Below are 15375 nucleotides of genomic sequence, written 5' to 3' on the forward strand. Positions count from 1 at the left end.
GCTAGATTGTCTAGCACTGCTAGCATCGGGTCATGCCGACCTTGGACCGACGTGAACGTGCCCGTGCCGAGCGGGGGGCGCTGATCGTGCGCACCGCCCGCGAGCTTGCCGAGGCGGACGGCTGGGATGCCGTGACGACGCGGCGCCTGGCCGAGGCAGTCGAGTACAGCCAGCCGGTGCTCTACAGCCACTTCACGAACATGCAGGCGATCGTCACGGCAGTGGCGCTCGAAGGGATCGCCGAGCTGACCGTCGAACTGCGATCAGCGCGCGAGGCCGATGGACTAAGAGGCCTGGCCGAGGCCTACCTCGGCTACGCCGAAGCGCACCCGGCCGTCTACGCGGCGATCTTCACGCGCCGCACCGACCTGGTGTTCGGATCAGCCGAGAGCCCGGAGATCCTGAAGGCGACCTTCGGCGAACTACGCGCCGCCGTAGAGCCTTACGCCGACGGCGACGCCGAGACGCGAACCGAAGTGTTCTGGAGCGCCCTGCACGGTCAAGCGACGCTCAACCAGGACCGACGCCTCCGCCCGGCCCAGCGCTCGGATCGCATCGCGCAACTCGTCCGCCTGGTGACCGCTTAGCTGTTCCAGCGAAGGATTGCGGGGGAGCCTCGGTCCCAGCCGAGCGTGGAGACCGTAGCGGTGTCCAACACGAAATGACGACCTTCGGTGACATCCAGTTCGAGCCAGCGGGCAGCGAGGGCTCGCAGAGCGTGGGAGTGACCAAAGACCAGAGTGTCGCCGTCGGTGGCGGCGATCCGGGCGACGACGCGATCCAAGCGGGTCGAGACCTCGACAGGCGTTTCGCCGTTGGGTACCGGGTCCGCCCAGACCGTCCAGCCGGGGACAGTTTTGCGGATGTCCGCGGTGGTCACGCCTTCGTAGTCGCCGTAGTTCCATTCGGCGAGGTCGTCGTCGACCTCGGCCTGCGGGAAGCCGGCGAGTTCGGCGGTACGGCGGGCGCGAGCGCGCGGTGAGGTGAGGACGAGGTCGAAGTCCTCGTCTGCCAGCCGGGCCCGGAGCGAGGCGGCGACCGCTTCACCCTCCGGAGTCAGCGGGAGGTCGGTGACGGAGGTGTGCCGGCCGTTCTTGCTCCATTCGGTCTCGCCGTGCCGAACCAGGAAGAGCCGGTCTTTGCGTTCCGCGGTGGTCACGCAGGCATCCTGTCAGATCACCCGCTCAACGGATCCGAGCCCTTGACCGTTTGAACGATCCAAGGCAGGGTAACCAAAGTGTAAGCGCTTCCACTGGAGGTTTCATGGCGACCGGCCGCCCGGCGACGATCTACGACGTCGCGGCGCGCGCGAAGCTGTCGATCGCGACGGTTTCGCGTGTGCTGCAAGGGACTGGACCGGTTTCGGAGAAGGCGCGCGCACAGGTGGGGCAGGCCGCGGCCGAACTCAATTACATGCCGTTGCGGGCCGCGCGAAGTCTCGCGGTGCAACGGCATGAGGCGCACGGGTTGGTGCTGCCGGATCTGAGCGGTCCGTTCTACGGCGATCTGCTGATGGGATACGAGCGCTGGGCCGGTGAGCACGGTCAGAGCGTCGTACTGACAGTCACGCAGGGCAACACGGATCCACGGCGGTCGGTGCGGGACCTGGCCGGCCGGGTCGACGGGATCGTTGTCCACGGCAACGCTCTCGAACGGTCCACGATCCAGGAGCTGCACAAGGCCGGCGTACCGCTGGTCCTGGTCGCGCATCCACCGGTGACAGGGTGCGATTCGGTTCGCACCGAGAGTGCGTCGAGTGCCGAGCGGCTCACATCCCGGCTGCTCGATCACGGCCGGCAGCAACTCGTGTTCGTCGGTGATCCGGCCAGCTCGTACGACGTTTCCGAGCGGTACGCCGGATTCGCCACCGCACTGCGGTCTCGAGGCAAGGCGGTCGGCGAACCCCTGCGCGTGCCGCTGACGGAGCAGTCGGGGAAGCAGGTCGCCGAGAAGGTCCTTGCCGCAGGCAACCGTCCGGACGGACTGGTGTGCGCGAACGACGAGCTCGCGCTGGCCGTGCTCACCACCTTGCGGGCCGCGGGCATCGCCGTACCGGAAGACGTTGTGGTGACGGGGTGGGACGACGTGATGGCGGCTCGTTATGTGTCGCCGGGATTGACGACCGTGCGGCAGCCGATGGCTGAGCTGGGGCAGCTGGCGGCGCAGCGGTTGCACGAGCGGGTGACCGGAGAGCGGTCCCGTGCACGGAACGACGTACTCGCCACTGAGCTTGTCCTGCGGGACAGCTGTGGCACCTCGGGGGCAACACAGCAGTAGGCAGTAACCGAGTGAGGAGACAAATCAATGTTCACCCACAGCATCCGCCGCCGACTGGTGATCGGCTGCGCCGCGACCCTGTCGCTGTCGTTGGCACTGGCCGCCTGCGGCCGGTCGACCGACAGCCCGGACGCCGGCGCTCAGTCGACCACCACCGTGAGCGACGGACCCGCCACCGGGAACCTGACCGTCTGGGCGATGGGCACCGAAGGTGAGAACCTGCCCAAGCTCCTGGAGCAGTTCCAGCAGGCCAACCCTGGCGTGAAGGTGACGGTCACGCCGATCCCCTGGGACGCCGCGCACAACAAGTTCACCACCGCGATCACCGCGCAGAGCGTGCCGGACGCCGCGATGGTCGGCAGCACGTGGATGGGTGAGTTCGCTGATCTCGGCGCGCTCGATCCGACCCCGCAGGGCTTCGACAACTCGTCCTTCTTCGAGGGTGCGCTCGACACCACCAAGGTCAAGGACGTCCAGTACGGCGTTCCCTGGTACGTCGAGACGCGGCTCGTGTACTACCGCAAGGACCTGGCCAAGAAGGCCGGCATCACCACGCTCCCGACCGACTGGGCCGGCCTGAAGGCGATGGCGAAGGCCATGCAGGACAAGGCCGGCGCGAAGTACGGCATCAACCTGCAGCCGGGCGGGACCGGGTCGTGGGAGACCGTGATGCCGTTCGCGTGGTCGGCCGGGGCCGAGATCACCGGGGACGACCAGAAGTCGTTCACGCTGGACACCCCGGCCATGCAGGAAGGACTGCAGTACTTCCAGAGCTACTTCACCGACAAGATCGCCGGGACCGACCTGCCGCCGAACCAGACCGAGGCACAGTTCGTGAACGGTACGGCGCCGATGTTCATCTCCGGACCGTGGATGGCCGGCTCGGTCGCGAAGGTCGGTGGGCCCGCGATGAAACCGAACATCGGCGTCTTCCAGCTGCCGAAGAACAAGACCGCGACCTCCTTCGTCGGGGGCGCGAACTTCGCCGTGTTCAAGAACTCGAAGAACAAGGACAGCGCCTGGAAGCTGGTCAAGTGGTTGTCGGAGGCAAAGACCCAGGCCGCCTGGTTCAAGCTGTCGACCGATCTGCCGGCCGTGAAGAGCGCCTGGGACGACCCGACGATCGCGGACGACCCGCTGCTCCCGGTCTTCGGCAAGCAGCTCGAGGACGCCAAGGCACCGCCGGCGATCGTGAACTGGGAGCAGGTCGCCGCGGCCTTCGACGCCGAGGTCGAGAAGATGGTCAAGGCCGGCCAGTCCCCCGCCGACACCGCCAAGGCCATTCAGACCAAGGCCTCCCAGATCGGCACCGGCGGTAGCTGATGGCAACGATCACGGAGCCGCGGACGGTACGACGAACGCCGCCGCCCGAAGGTGGTCGGCGCGGACCGAGCCGGGAGACGCTCGCGGCCTGGGTCCTGGTGCTGCCGTTCGTCGTGCTCTTCCTCGCCTTCACGGCCGGGCCCGTGCTCGGTTCGCTCGGGATGAGCTTCACCGACACCCGCCAGCGCGATCTGCGGACGCCGTTCGCGGTGGAGGGCGTCGGGTTCGGCAACTACGTGAAGGCGTTGCAGGACGAGACGTTCCGCAAGGCGGCCTTCAACACGGCGTACTTCGTCGTGGTCGGGGTGCCGTTGACGCTCGTCGTCGCGCTGGCGGCCGCCGTACTGCTGGATCGTGGCGTGAAGCGGTTCCAGGCCCTGTTCAAGGTCGGCTACTACCTGCCGGTGGTCACGTCGATCGTCGCGATCGCGGTGATCTGGCGGTTCGTGCTCGCACCTGATGCCGGGCTGCTGAACACCGTGCTCGGCTGGTTCGGCATCGACGGCCCGAACTGGCTGGGGTCGAAGACCTGGGCGATGCCGTCGCTGATCGCGATGGCGATCTGGCGCAACTTCGGCTCGGCGATGATCATCTTCCTGGCCGGGCTGCAGGGCATCCCGCAGTCGGTCGAGGAGGCCGGTCAGCTCGACGGTGCGGGCTCATGGCAACGATTCCGGCATCTGATCCTGCCGTTGCTCAGGCCAACGGTCCTGTTCACCAGCGTCACCACGGGAATCGGCTACCTGCAGTTCTTCGAGGAGCCGTTCGTGATGACCCAGGGCGGTCCGCTGAACAGCACGGTCTCGGTGTCGATGTACACCTACCAGCAGTTCGGCTTCGGCAACTACGGGCTGGCGACGTCGATGGCCTACCTCCTGTTCGTCGTGATCGCCGTCGTCACGTTCATCCAGTTCCGGCTGCTGAGGGAGAAGTGATGCGCCGCACCTGGTGGATCTACCTGATCGGAGTCCTCGGCCTGGTCGCGGTCGCCGCGCCGTTCGTCTGGATGCTGCTCGGCAGTTTCAAGGCCCAGGGCGAGCTGCTCCGGGTCCCGCCGACCTGGCTGCCCGAGAACGCGACCACCGAGAACTACGCCGCCCTGTTCAGCAAGGCGCACTTCCCGCGCTACTTCCTGAACTCCGGCATCGTCGCGCTGGTCGTGACCGCGGGCAACCTGATCTTCTGCTCGATGATCGGCTACGCGTTGGCCAAGCTGCACTTCAAGGGCAAGAACGCGTTGTTCGTGCTGGTGCTGGCGACGCTGATGATCCCGGGCATGGTCACGTTCGTCCCGCTGTTCGTGCTCGTCACCAACGCCGGACTGGCCAACAGCTACCCCGGCCTGATCCTGCCGTTCCTGGTCTCGCCGTTCGGCGTCTTCCTGATGCGGCAGTTCTTCGGGTCGCTGCCCGACGACCTGATGGACGCGGGGCGCGTCGACGGCGCCGGTGAGCTGGGGATCTTCGCGCGGATCATGCTGCCGCTGACCCGGCCCGCCCTGGCCACGCTCGGCATCCTCACCTTCCTCGGCTCCTGGAACAACTTCCTCTGGCCGCTGGTGATCGCCCAGACCGAGGACAAATACACCCTGCCCGTCGCGCTCGCCCTCTACTCGACCGGCCAGAACGCGCAGAACTTCGGTCTGCTGATGGCCGGCGCGGTCGTGGTCGTCGTACCGGTCCTGGTGCTCTTCCTGGTCTTCCAGCGCCACGTCACCAAGGGCATCGCCATTACCGGCCTGAAATAAGGAGACTCTGATGACCGCCACCATCAACCGCCGCACATTGTTGACCGCCGCCGGATCCGCCGCACTCCTCGGGGGGACCACCCGAGCCTACGGAGGGGAGCCAGGCTCATCCGGCATCCAAGGAGCTGGGCACGGGCCTGGGGTCTCGCCCGCTGAGCTCCTGAAGGGTGGCTGGCGACCGAGCCGCGCCGACAAGGCGCTCGTGGGACGGTGGGCCCGGGATACCTGGCGCAGCATCGTCGCGATGACCGACGAACGCACCGGTCTGCCCGCCGACAACATCGGGGAGTCCGTCTCCGACCCGACGCGCAGCAGTTACACCTCGCCGACCAACATCGGCGGCTATCTGTGGAGCACGGTCGTCGCGCGGCACCTGGGCATCATCTCGCCCCAGGAGTCGCTGCGCCGGATCACGCAGACGCTGACCACGATGAAGAACGTCGTCCACCACGAACCCAGCGGCATGTTCTTCAACTGGTACGACGAGGCGACCGGTGCGGTCCGGTACGTCGATCCTGACGGCACCAAGCCGATCACCCCGTTCGTGTCCAGTGTCGACAACGGCTGGTTCGCGTGTGCCCTGATGGTCGTCCGCACCGCGGAGCCGCGCGCCCGCGCCCTCGCGGATTCGCTGCTGAACAAGATGAACTTCGCCTACTACTACAACCCCGCGGCCCGCCCCGGCGGTCTGATGCGCGGTGGTTTCTTCGAGACCCCACCGCCGGACGAGGAGACCGACAAGGGCAATCACGCCGGCACCGGTCCGGACGTGTACTACCGAAAGTTCCACTACGACACCCTCAACACCGAGGCTCGCATCGCCGGGTACGTCGGGTTCGCGCTCGGACAGGTCCCCCACACCCAGTACTTCGCGACGTACCGGACCTTCCCGGATTCGTGCGACTGGTCCTGGGTCGAGCAGAAGCCGAAGGGTGTGCACCGCACCTATCTCGGGCTCGACGTCTTCGAGGGCACCTACTCGTACCGCGGCATGCGGCTCGTCCCGTCGTGGGGCGGTGACATGTTCGAGTCGCTGATGCCGGACCTGTTCGTTCCGGAGTCGACCTGGGCGCCGCGCAGCTGGGGCATCAACCATCCGCTGACGGTCCGCGCGCAGATCGAGCACGGGCTGGACGAGGCGAAGTACGGCTACTGGGGCTTCTCCCCCGCCTCGAACCCGAAGGGCGGCTACTCCGTGTACGGCGTCGAGCCGATCGGCATGGACCCCGGCGGTTACCCGTCGGACCTCGAGGGGACGAACTTCGACGCCGGCTTCGAGGGCTGTCGCGACGGCGTCAACCCCAACCCGACGTACGGCGATGGTGTGGTGACGCCGCATGCGGCGTTCCTCGCGATGTCGTACGCACCCCGGCAGGCGATCGAGAACCTGAGCCGGATCGAGACCACGCTGCACGCGTACGGCGCCGGTGGGTTCTACGACTCGGTCGCGGTGAAGTCGGGGCTGATCGCGAAGCGCTACCTGTCGCTGGACCAGGCGATGGTGATGGGTGCCATCGGCAACGTCTTCGGCAACGACCTGATCCGGCGCAGCTTCGCCGACCGCCGCGCCGAACGCGGCATCCGCCCGGTGATCAGCCTCGAACGCTTCGAGTCGGGACTCGCATGACCCGGCCACCGCTAGCGTCCGAAAACTCGCCGACATTCCCCGCGAGTCCTTCGGACGCTACGGAGATCCCAGCGACGCGACCGCGAGTACGTCCGAAGACTCGCCGAGATTCGCCGCGAGTCCTTCGGACGTTGCAGATTGAGGAGAGCTGATGGAGTACGACGCGAAGGTCGATTGGGACGACCGGATCGCGGTGCGGAGTGACGAGGAGCGGGCGTTCACGTTCCCGGAGCTGGAGCCGCCGAAGGAGGTCACCGCGGTTGGTGGGGTCGGGCAGGTCACCATCGACTGGTCGCCGGTCGACGGTGCGGTCGGGTATCTGATCCTGCGCTCGACCGGTGATCACGGCCCGCTCGAACCGGTCGATCATCACAGCGGTGACGTGCTCTCCGTGCCGGGACCGCCGTACGTCGACACCACGTGTACGCCGGGAACGCCGTACCACTATGCGGTCGCGAGCGTGCCCGAGGTGACGGTCGCCGGCCGGCCGAGCAGCCCCGTCGGCGCCGTACCGTTGGTTGCCGACGGCACCGTCCCGCGGGTGGACGTGACCGTCGATACGGTTGCCGAGGGCACCGAGCTGTACCGGCCGTGGGTACCGATGATCGGCAGTGAACGGCTCAGTCAGCTGCTCTGCAAGGACACCACCGGCGGTCACGAGATCGGCGGCGGGCTGGAGGATGCCCTGCGCCGGATGCACGACGAGCTCGGCGTCCGCACGGTCCGGGCGCACGCGATCTTCCACGACGACACCCACGTGATCGACGGGACGTCGTACGACTTCTCCGTGGTGGACGCCATCTACGACAAACTGCTCGCGATCGGACTGCGGCCGGTGGTCGAGCTCGGCTTCATGCCGCGCGAGCTGGCCAGCGATCCCACCAAGACCGTCTTCGAATACGGTGCGATCATCTCGCCACCGACGTCGTACGAGGCCTGGCACGACCTGGTGCGGGCGCTCGTCGAGCACCTGGTCGACCGCTACGGACTCGACGAGGTGATCGGCTGGGACTTCGAGGTGTGGAACGAGGCGAACCTCGAGGTCTTCTGGTCCGGCACCAAGGCCGAGTGGCTCCACCTGTACGACGTGACTGTCGCGGCTGTGAAGGCGGTGGACCAGCGACTGGCGGTCGGCGGGCCGTCGTCGGCAGCCGCCGGCTGGGTGGACGACCTGCTGGCACACGCTCGAGCCAACGACACCCCGGTCGACTTCGTCTCGACACACACCTACGGTTCGCCGCCACTCGACGTACGGGCGTCTTTGGAGCGGCATGGGTTCGGTGATGCGCGGATCCTGTGGACCGAGTGGGGTGTGACGCCACGGCACTTCAACCCGATCAACGACTCTGTGTTCGCCGGGGTGTTCCTCCTGCGCGGGATGCGGTCCGCAGCCGGGCGGGTGGACGCCCTGGCGTACTGGGTCGCGTCTGACCACTTTGAGGAGCTGGGCCGACCCCCACGCTTCCTGCACGGCGGCTTCGGGCTGCAGACGGTCGGTGGGCTGCCTAAGCCGCGCTACCACGCTCTGAGCCTGCTGAACCGGCTCGGACCGGTCGAACTGCCGGTCACCGTCACTGGTGATGGAGGCGGCAGCCTGATAGAGGCGTGGGCCTCGCGGGACCGCGACCGGATCGCCGTATTGCTCTGGAACCTCACGCTGGACCAGACCAAGGCAGACGGCGCCCCAGAACTGACCAGGACGGTCCACGTGGAGCTGCCCGGCGTGGATCCGTCCTGGCAGGTCACCTCGACCACACTGGGCATCGGCGCCGGCGACCTGGCGGCTGCGACCGCGGAGCTCGGGATCACCGAGTGGCCGACCGAGGGACAGCTGGCGCAGCTCACCGAACGCAGCCGGATGGTCAGCACACCCCTGGAGCTGACCGGCTCCGTGGTCGAGGTGACGCTCCCGATGCCGTACGCCGTCCTCCTGGAGCTCACGCCGAACAGATCGGATCTTTAGGACTTAATGGTGTGAATTAATGACAAAGTCTGGCGGGTCGCAGCCAAACGATCGACTATAGATCGGATGACCGCGACCTCTGAGGAGCTTTGCCATGCCCGATGGTCCACCCGAAGCCTCGATCGAGAGGTTCCGCGACTGGCGGTTCGGCCTGTTCGTCCACTGGGGCCTGTACGCCCTGCCCGCTCGCCACGAGTGGGTGAAGAACCGCGAGCGGCTGACCGACGAGGAGTACCAGCCGTACTTCGACCACTTCGAGCCGGACCTGTACGACCCGCGGAAGTGGGCGCGTGCGGCCCGTGAGGCCGGCATGCGGTACGCCGTCCTGACCACCAAGCACCATGAGGGCTTCTGCCTGTGGGACTCGGCAGTGTCGGACTACACGGTCGCTCACACCGCCTGGGGCGCCGGGAAGGACCTGGTGCGGCAGTTCGTCGAGGCCTGCCGCGAGGAGGGGCTCGGCGTCGGTTTCTACCACTCGCTGATCGACTGGCACCACCCTGAGTTCCCGATCGACCTGATGCACCCACAGCGCGACGATGAAGAGGCGATCGCCAAGGCGGCCGGCCGCGACGTCCAGGTGTACGCGGACTACCTGCACGCCCAGACCCGTGAGCTGTTGACGAACTACGGCCAGATCGATCTGATGTGGTTCGACTTCTCGTACCCGGGTCGCGACTACGAGGACGGCCGGGACGGCCACGGCAAGGGCCGCGACGACTGGCGCTCGGTCGAGCTGATGGCGATGGTGCGCGAGCTGCAGCCCGGCATCCTGATCAACGACCGCCTGGACATTCCTGGCGACTTCGTGACGCCGGAGCAGTACCAGCCGGACGGACCGATGACCCGCGACGGCAAGCCGGTGCTCTGGGAGGCCTGTCAGACGCTGAACGGCAGCTGGGGCTACGACCGCGACAACCTGGACTGGAAGTCACCGGAGCTCCTGGTGAAGATGCTGGTGGACTCTGTCTCCAAGGACGGCAACCTGCTGCTGAACGTCGGCCCCACTGCCCGTGGCGAGTTCGACCCGCGCGCGCTGGCCACTCTGGCCGCGATCGGCAAGTGGACCCGCCTGCACGAGCGCTCCTTCCGTGGGGCCGGGCCGGCGGAGTTCAAGGCGCCCACTGACACCCGCTACACGCAGGTCGGCAACCGCCTCTATCTGCACCTGTTCTCCTGGCCGATGGGCCACGTCCACCTCCCCGGCCTGGCCGGCAAGGTCAAGTACGCCCAGCTCCTGAACGACGCCTCCGAGGTGAAGCGCCTCGTCCACGACCCCTCGGCCGAAGCACACAACACCACGATGGGCGCCGCAGGCGACGGCGTACTGACTCTGAAGCTCCCCATCCAGAAGCCGGACGTGCTCGTGCCGGTGATCGAGCTCTTCCTGAGCTGATTTGTCCTGCTGTCCTCGCGCCGGTCATAGTGACGTGTCGGTAACTACTCCCGGTCGCGAGGACTGCACATGCTGCACAGGCGCCTGACTCTGAAGACTGCCGTGGTTCTGGTGCTGACCGGCACCGGCCTGCTGGGACTGTCGTCCGGCGCCACGGCATCGGTGACCGGTGACACCCCCGGGCCCGCGGTGGTCGTCGGCAAGCTGTGGGACGGTCTCCGGGCGGACGGCAGCAGGGACACGTCGATCTCGCAGAGCGTGCTCTACCAGCCGTCGGGTCTCGGGGCCAGCCGGATCAACCCGCACGTGCAGTACGTGCACAGCGAGAAGGACCGCCAGACGATGGTCGCGGTCGACAGCGGCACCGCGCAGGTGGTCGGCAAGTACACCGTCACGATCCCGAACGTCTTCGACTGGGAGGACATCGCGACCGCCCCCTGCCCGGCCGGCAGCTGCTTCTTCGCCGGCGACATCGGCACCGCTCGCGATATCCCCAAACCGAACGGCACCAGCTCGGTCGTCCGGGTGCCGGAGCCGAAGCTGAAGTCCGGGCAGACCAGCGGCACCCTGACCGGCGACTACTTCCCCTACACCCTGCCCGGCGGCCCCAAGAACGCCGAAGCCCTGATGGTGCACCCCAAGACCGGCGACATCTACGTGATCACCAAGTCCACCTCGGGCATCAGCGACGTCTACAAGTTCCCGAACCCGCTACCGAAGCCAGGGACGTCCAGCCTGCTGACCAAGGTCGCGACGCTGACCCTGCCGACGAAGTCGGACGACATCAACTACGCCGAGGTGACGGCGGCCGCGATCCACCCGACCGCGAACCGCTTCCTGGTCCGCACCTACCGCAAGGTGTACGAGTACCGCGGTACGCCGGGCGGCTCCTTCGCCTCAGCCCTCACCGGCACGCGCGTCGAGATGACCGACACCGCCGAAGGCCAGGGCGAGTCCATCGAGTACGCCCCCGACGGCGCGGCGTACTTCACCCTCAGCGAGCAGCTCGCGGCGCCGTACACCCTGAAACGAGTGGACCTGCACTGAGGAGGGCCGGCACCCACGTGGGCGCCGGCCCTCTCCGGTCAGACTGGGTTGATCCGCCAGCGCTGACAGGGTCCGTTCCAGTAGCGCCAGGTGATCAGCCCGGCGTCCTCCTCGGTATTACAGCCCGCCACGTCCAGCGAGAGACCGTTCGCCTCCCTGGTGATCGACCAGGTCCCGTCGACCGCCGGCTCGATTCGCCAGCGCTGACAGGGACTGTCGCTCTCGGGCATGGTCGCGACCGTCTGCGCCAAGGCATCGGTGCAGCCCACCACCTCGACGGCCTCGCCGGTGCTCGGCTCGATGATCCGGTACACGTCGTCGCCGAGTGGCCGCAGCTGCCAGCCCTGGCAGGGGCTGCCGGCCACCACCTTCCACATCCGCATCCTGGCGTCCGGCAGGCAGTTCTCGACATCCAGCACCCACTGCGTGTTCGAGCCCTGGATGTACTTCTTCCCGGCCGGCTGCTCCGCATTGAAGCCCGCGCGCAGAATCCACTGCTGGCTGGCCTCCGCCGTACAGGTGCGCTGGACGATGGTGACGTCCTGCGTGGTGCTCCCCTGCGACGGCGACGCGCACTTCGCACTATGCGCGAACCTCAGCCGGACCACGGTGTCGTAGCTGCTGCCTTCGAGGTACTCGATCAGCAGCTGCTGGTTCGAGGTCCCCATGCACGGCCACTGCAGGACCTTGCGTTCGTCGTCCTGCAGCATGTCCTCGACGTCGAGACAGCGCGGGCGTCCATCGGCGATGTTGCCCTGGAAATGCGCTGTCCGGATCTCGAACTGGTCCGTCCCGGCGACCCGCGCGATCCGGAACCGCTGGTTGATGCCACCGTGGCACTCGTGCTGTACCAGGCGCTCGGCGTCGACCTGGCTGTTGTTCCAGACGTCCAGGCACTGGCTGCTGTTGCGGTTCACCAGCTCATAGGTGCGTTCCTCGATGTCGAAGCTCGGTCCGGTACTCGCACCGACCCGTGGCTCCTTCCAACGGCTCGTCGCCGGACCGAACGACGTACCGGTCGACGCGAGGGTGTAGACCTCACGCCCACCGTCCGGCAGCGAGTAGAACAGGCCGACGTCCTCCTTGCGGTCACCGGTGAAGTCACCGATGGACAGGGCGGTCTTGGCCGGGTCGAACGTGGTGGCGTCACGCCACCACTCGCCCAGCGTGTACGCCGTACCGGTCGAGCGGAACACCTTCAGTGCGGCGTCCGTACCGCTGTTCTCGTAGAGCGCGACGATGTCGTCCTTGCCGTCACCGTCGACGTCCGCCACCTGCGGCTTGCTGCGTTCCCAGCAGTACGCACCGGCGCCCGAATCGTGCAAGACGACCGGCGTCGCGCTGAACGCCGTACCGGTGGACTTGAAGTACCTCGTCACCGTGCGGCAACCACTCTGGTTCTGCATGTCGACGAGATCAGCCTTCTTGTCACCGTCGACATCAGCCAGCAGCGGTGCACTGCCTGCCCACGGACTGCCCGTCTGCAGCCACTGGACCGGCGTACCGAATCCAGAACCGGCCAGGAACACCAGCGTGCGCCAGCTGGTCCCGGACACGTTCAGCTGAGCGACCACATCGGATTTGCCGTCACCGTTCACGTCTCCGGAGACGATCCGGGCCGAGCTGAGCGGCCAGCCGTTCGCACCGCTGTACCAGACCGGCGCTGACTCGAAGTTGTACCGCTCACCGGCAGACAGACCGCGGTACATGCCGATCCGGCGGCCTGCTTCCTCACGGAACAGTACGGCGTCGGTCCGGCCGTCACCGTCGAAGTCACCACGCACCGGACGGGTCCGGTACATCGCGAACCCTCCGTTGGCACCGGAGTCCCAGGCCATCTGGCCGGTGTGCAGCGAACCGTCGGGCTTCGTCACCACGTTCCAGATGGCCGTCCGTCCATCGCCCTGGTCGAGCACGGTGGACAGGTCGGCCCGGCCGTCACCGTTGACGTCGTTCCGGCTCGTAGCAGGTAGCTGCTCCAGCTCACCGGCGCTGAGCGACCACACCGTCGAGTTGTCGCTGACGTTGTTCGCACCGTCGACCGCCTTCACGTAGAGCACCTTCTGCTCCGGCTCCACGGTGAGGGACTTCTGGAAGACACTCATCGGGAGCTGTACCGAACCGTCCGCGCCGGCCTTGATCCGGCTCACCACACGTTCGGGCTGGAAGCCGTAGAGGTACTCGACCACGTCGGAGTCACCCGCCGCGGGCTTGAGCGTGACCGTGCCGACCGTCCGGGCCGGGATGTTCGCCTCCCCGTCCGGGAAGTCTGTCGACGACAGGACCGCCTTGCCCGGCTTCTTCGCGTCGACCTTGAAGAAGCACTCCTTGCCGGCCGGGCCGTAGCCGACGTCGTCCTCGGTGACACCGTCGTCGGACTTCGCCGAGTAGGCGTAGGTCTTGCCGTCCTCGAACTTGGCCCGGTCGATCGCCGGCCAGCCGAAGGCCGACCCGGAGGTGATCGGCGCGGAATCCACCTCGTGCACCAGCACGTTGTCCGAGGTGCGACGGATCGACAACCGGGTGACGAGGTTGTCGCCGTCCTTGTCGGTCGCCTTCGCGGAGAACGAGTACCCCGACAGCGGCCAGCTGACCACGGTGGGGTTCGCGGCCGTGCCACACGGCCGGGCCCGGCTGAAGTTCACCCGCTCCGGCGCGTACGGCGCGTTGTTGTAGGTCACCACGACCTTCGCCGAACCGCCGTGGAACCTCTTCCACTGCGCGATGTCCCACTCGTTCGGCGCCCGCAGCCCGAACGTGACCGTGCCGTCCCTGGCATCGGCCGCGCGCTGGAACTCGCCCCTCGTCGCGTCGTTCTCCCAACCCATCAACATGTCCGGCTGGCCGCCGGCGGTCCGGGCGTTACCGCTGACCTGACCCATGAACTGCCGCCAGTGTCCGGCGGTGCTGTTCCAGGTGACGTTCTCCTCACGCCTGACGGGCAGCGTCGCGTACAGGTCGACGGGAGTCGGCCCGTTGGAGGAGCTGTGATCCAGCCAGATCTCGAACCTGCCCTTGATGACCTTCGCCCCGGCCATGTCACCGGTACCGAACTGGAAGAACGACCGATAGGTGATCACGTTGTCGTAGGAGCGGCCGACCTTCGCGCCTTCGTCGCGGTCGTAGTCCCAGTAGGACTGGTCGGAGTGCTCGAGGCTCACATGCGTCCACAGGCTGTTGTTGGTCGACCAGGTGGGGTCGATGACCACCGGGTAGCGAGTCGTGGCCGCGGTGAGCAGCTTCTGATCCGGGGTGATCACCAACTCGTTCCCGGACCGCGTGGTCGGCAGACTGGCATGCCGAGACCGCGGCGCGGTGCCCTGGCTGTCCCACATCACCGCCTTGCCCGCAGTGAACACCGTCTTCCCGGCCCCGTCGCTGGCGACCGTCGTACCGTCCGGCTTGGTGACCAGCTTCAGCCCGGCGCCACTGATCGGGAACCGGAGCTGCTTCAGCGCCGGGTTGTTCGCCGCTGCCCGGTTCTTGACCACCAGCAGGTGCTGGAACCCGGTCGCCTCGACCCGCACCTGCAGGTCGACACCAGGCAGGACTTCCGGGTACGTCGCGGTGTCGCCGCTCAGCACCGGCTTCGGAAGCTTCCCCTTCCAGTCCATCCGGACCTGCCGATCGGCGTTGCCGAGGGCAACGAGCTTGCCGTCGCCGCCCCCGGACAACCGCAGGTCGGTGATCATCGCACCCGGCCGGACCGAGCCGTCCGGCCGCACGGTGAGCTTCGTGTCGATGGGCACCCAGCCCGAGCCCTTCCGGGCTCGAACCGGGTACGCGAACTGTTCCATCGTGTGCAGGCCCGAGGGTTCCCGGTAGACCTGCGTGGTTTCGCTGCGCAGGTGCTCCAGCTCCACCCGCTGCGTCTGCTTCGGGGGCTGCGCCGCCGGGGCGGGTACGGCGGAGACCGCCGTACCCGCACCAGCGACCGCAACCAACGGCACCGCCAGCAGACCGGCCATCAGGCCGCCGATCGCGCGCTTGTTCAT

Annotated in this window: 11 protein-coding genes; 9 read left to right on the forward strand and 2 right to left on the reverse strand. The window is 67.3% G+C overall.

All coding sequences use genetic code 11. From position 1 onward, the window contains the following. Positions 1-32: 32 nt before the first annotated feature. Entirely contained in the window at positions 33-587 is a 555-nt protein-coding gene (locus ACIA49_RS17525) for a TetR/AcrR family transcriptional regulator (RefSeq protein ID WP_396378203.1), read from the forward strand. On the opposite strand, the gene ACIA49_RS17530 is transcribed toward ACIA49_RS17525, so the two are convergent. Beyond that, a complete protein-coding gene (locus tag ACIA49_RS17530) occupies positions 584-1159 on the reverse strand; it encodes a histidine phosphatase family protein (RefSeq protein WP_396378204.1) in 576 nt (191 codons plus the stop codon). The genes ACIA49_RS17525 and ACIA49_RS17530 overlap by 4 nt on opposite strands. 104 nt (positions 1160-1263) lie before the next feature. On the opposite strand from ACIA49_RS17530, the gene ACIA49_RS17535 reads away from it, so the two are divergent. The 8 genes from ACIA49_RS17535 to ACIA49_RS17570 all read left to right on the forward strand — a co-directional run bounded on the left by ACIA49_RS17535 (position 1264) and on the right by ACIA49_RS17570 (position 11380). Further along, entirely contained in the window at positions 1264-2277 is a 1014-nt protein-coding gene (locus ACIA49_RS17535) for a LacI family DNA-binding transcriptional regulator (protein WP_396378205.1), read from the forward strand. Positions 2278-2304: 27 nt separating this feature from the next. Further along, entirely contained in the window at positions 2305-3600 is a 1296-nt protein-coding gene (locus tag ACIA49_RS17540; RefSeq protein WP_396378206.1) for a sugar ABC transporter substrate-binding protein, read from the forward strand. Beyond that, positions 3600-4535, forward strand: a complete 936-nt coding sequence (locus tag ACIA49_RS17545; protein WP_396378207.1) for a carbohydrate ABC transporter permease — start codon at positions 3600-3602, stop codon at positions 4533-4535. Before ACIA49_RS17540 ends, ACIA49_RS17545 begins: the two co-directional genes overlap by 1 nt. Beyond that, the gene (locus tag ACIA49_RS17550; protein WP_396378208.1) at positions 4535-5347 is read left to right on the forward strand and encodes a carbohydrate ABC transporter permease; all 813 of its coding nucleotides are present in this window, start codon (positions 4535-4537) and stop codon (positions 5345-5347) included. Before ACIA49_RS17545 ends, ACIA49_RS17550 begins: the two co-directional genes overlap by 1 nt. Positions 5348-5357: 10 nt before the next feature. Continuing rightward, positions 5358-6974, forward strand: coding sequence for a glucoamylase family protein (locus ACIA49_RS17555; RefSeq protein WP_396378209.1), 1617 nt, complete (start codon positions 5358-5360; stop codon positions 6972-6974). Between the two features lie 151 nt (positions 6975-7125). Next, positions 7126-8937 (forward strand): xylan 1,4-beta-xylosidase, encoded by a 1812-nt coding sequence (locus ACIA49_RS17560; RefSeq protein ID WP_396378210.1) that lies wholly within the window; start codon positions 7126-7128, stop codon positions 8935-8937. Positions 8938-9031: 94 nt separating this feature from the next. Continuing rightward, entirely contained in the window at positions 9032-10333 is a 1302-nt protein-coding gene (locus ACIA49_RS17565) for an alpha-L-fucosidase (protein WP_396378211.1), read from the forward strand. Positions 10334-10402: 69 nt separating this feature from the next. After that, complete coding sequence (locus tag ACIA49_RS17570; RefSeq protein WP_396378212.1) at positions 10403-11380, forward strand: hypothetical protein; 978 nt, start codon at positions 10403-10405, stop codon at positions 11378-11380. 38 nt (positions 11381-11418) lie between these two features. On the opposite strand, the gene ACIA49_RS17575 is transcribed toward ACIA49_RS17570, so the two are convergent. Next, a complete protein-coding gene (locus tag ACIA49_RS17575) occupies positions 11419-15375 on the reverse strand; it encodes an RICIN domain-containing protein (protein WP_396378213.1) in 3957 nt (1318 codons plus the stop codon).

The organism is Kribbella sp. NPDC051587 (assembly GCF_044453945.1).
In the GTDB taxonomy this organism is placed as follows: domain Bacteria; phylum Actinomycetota; class Actinomycetes; order Propionibacteriales; family Kribbellaceae; genus Kribbella.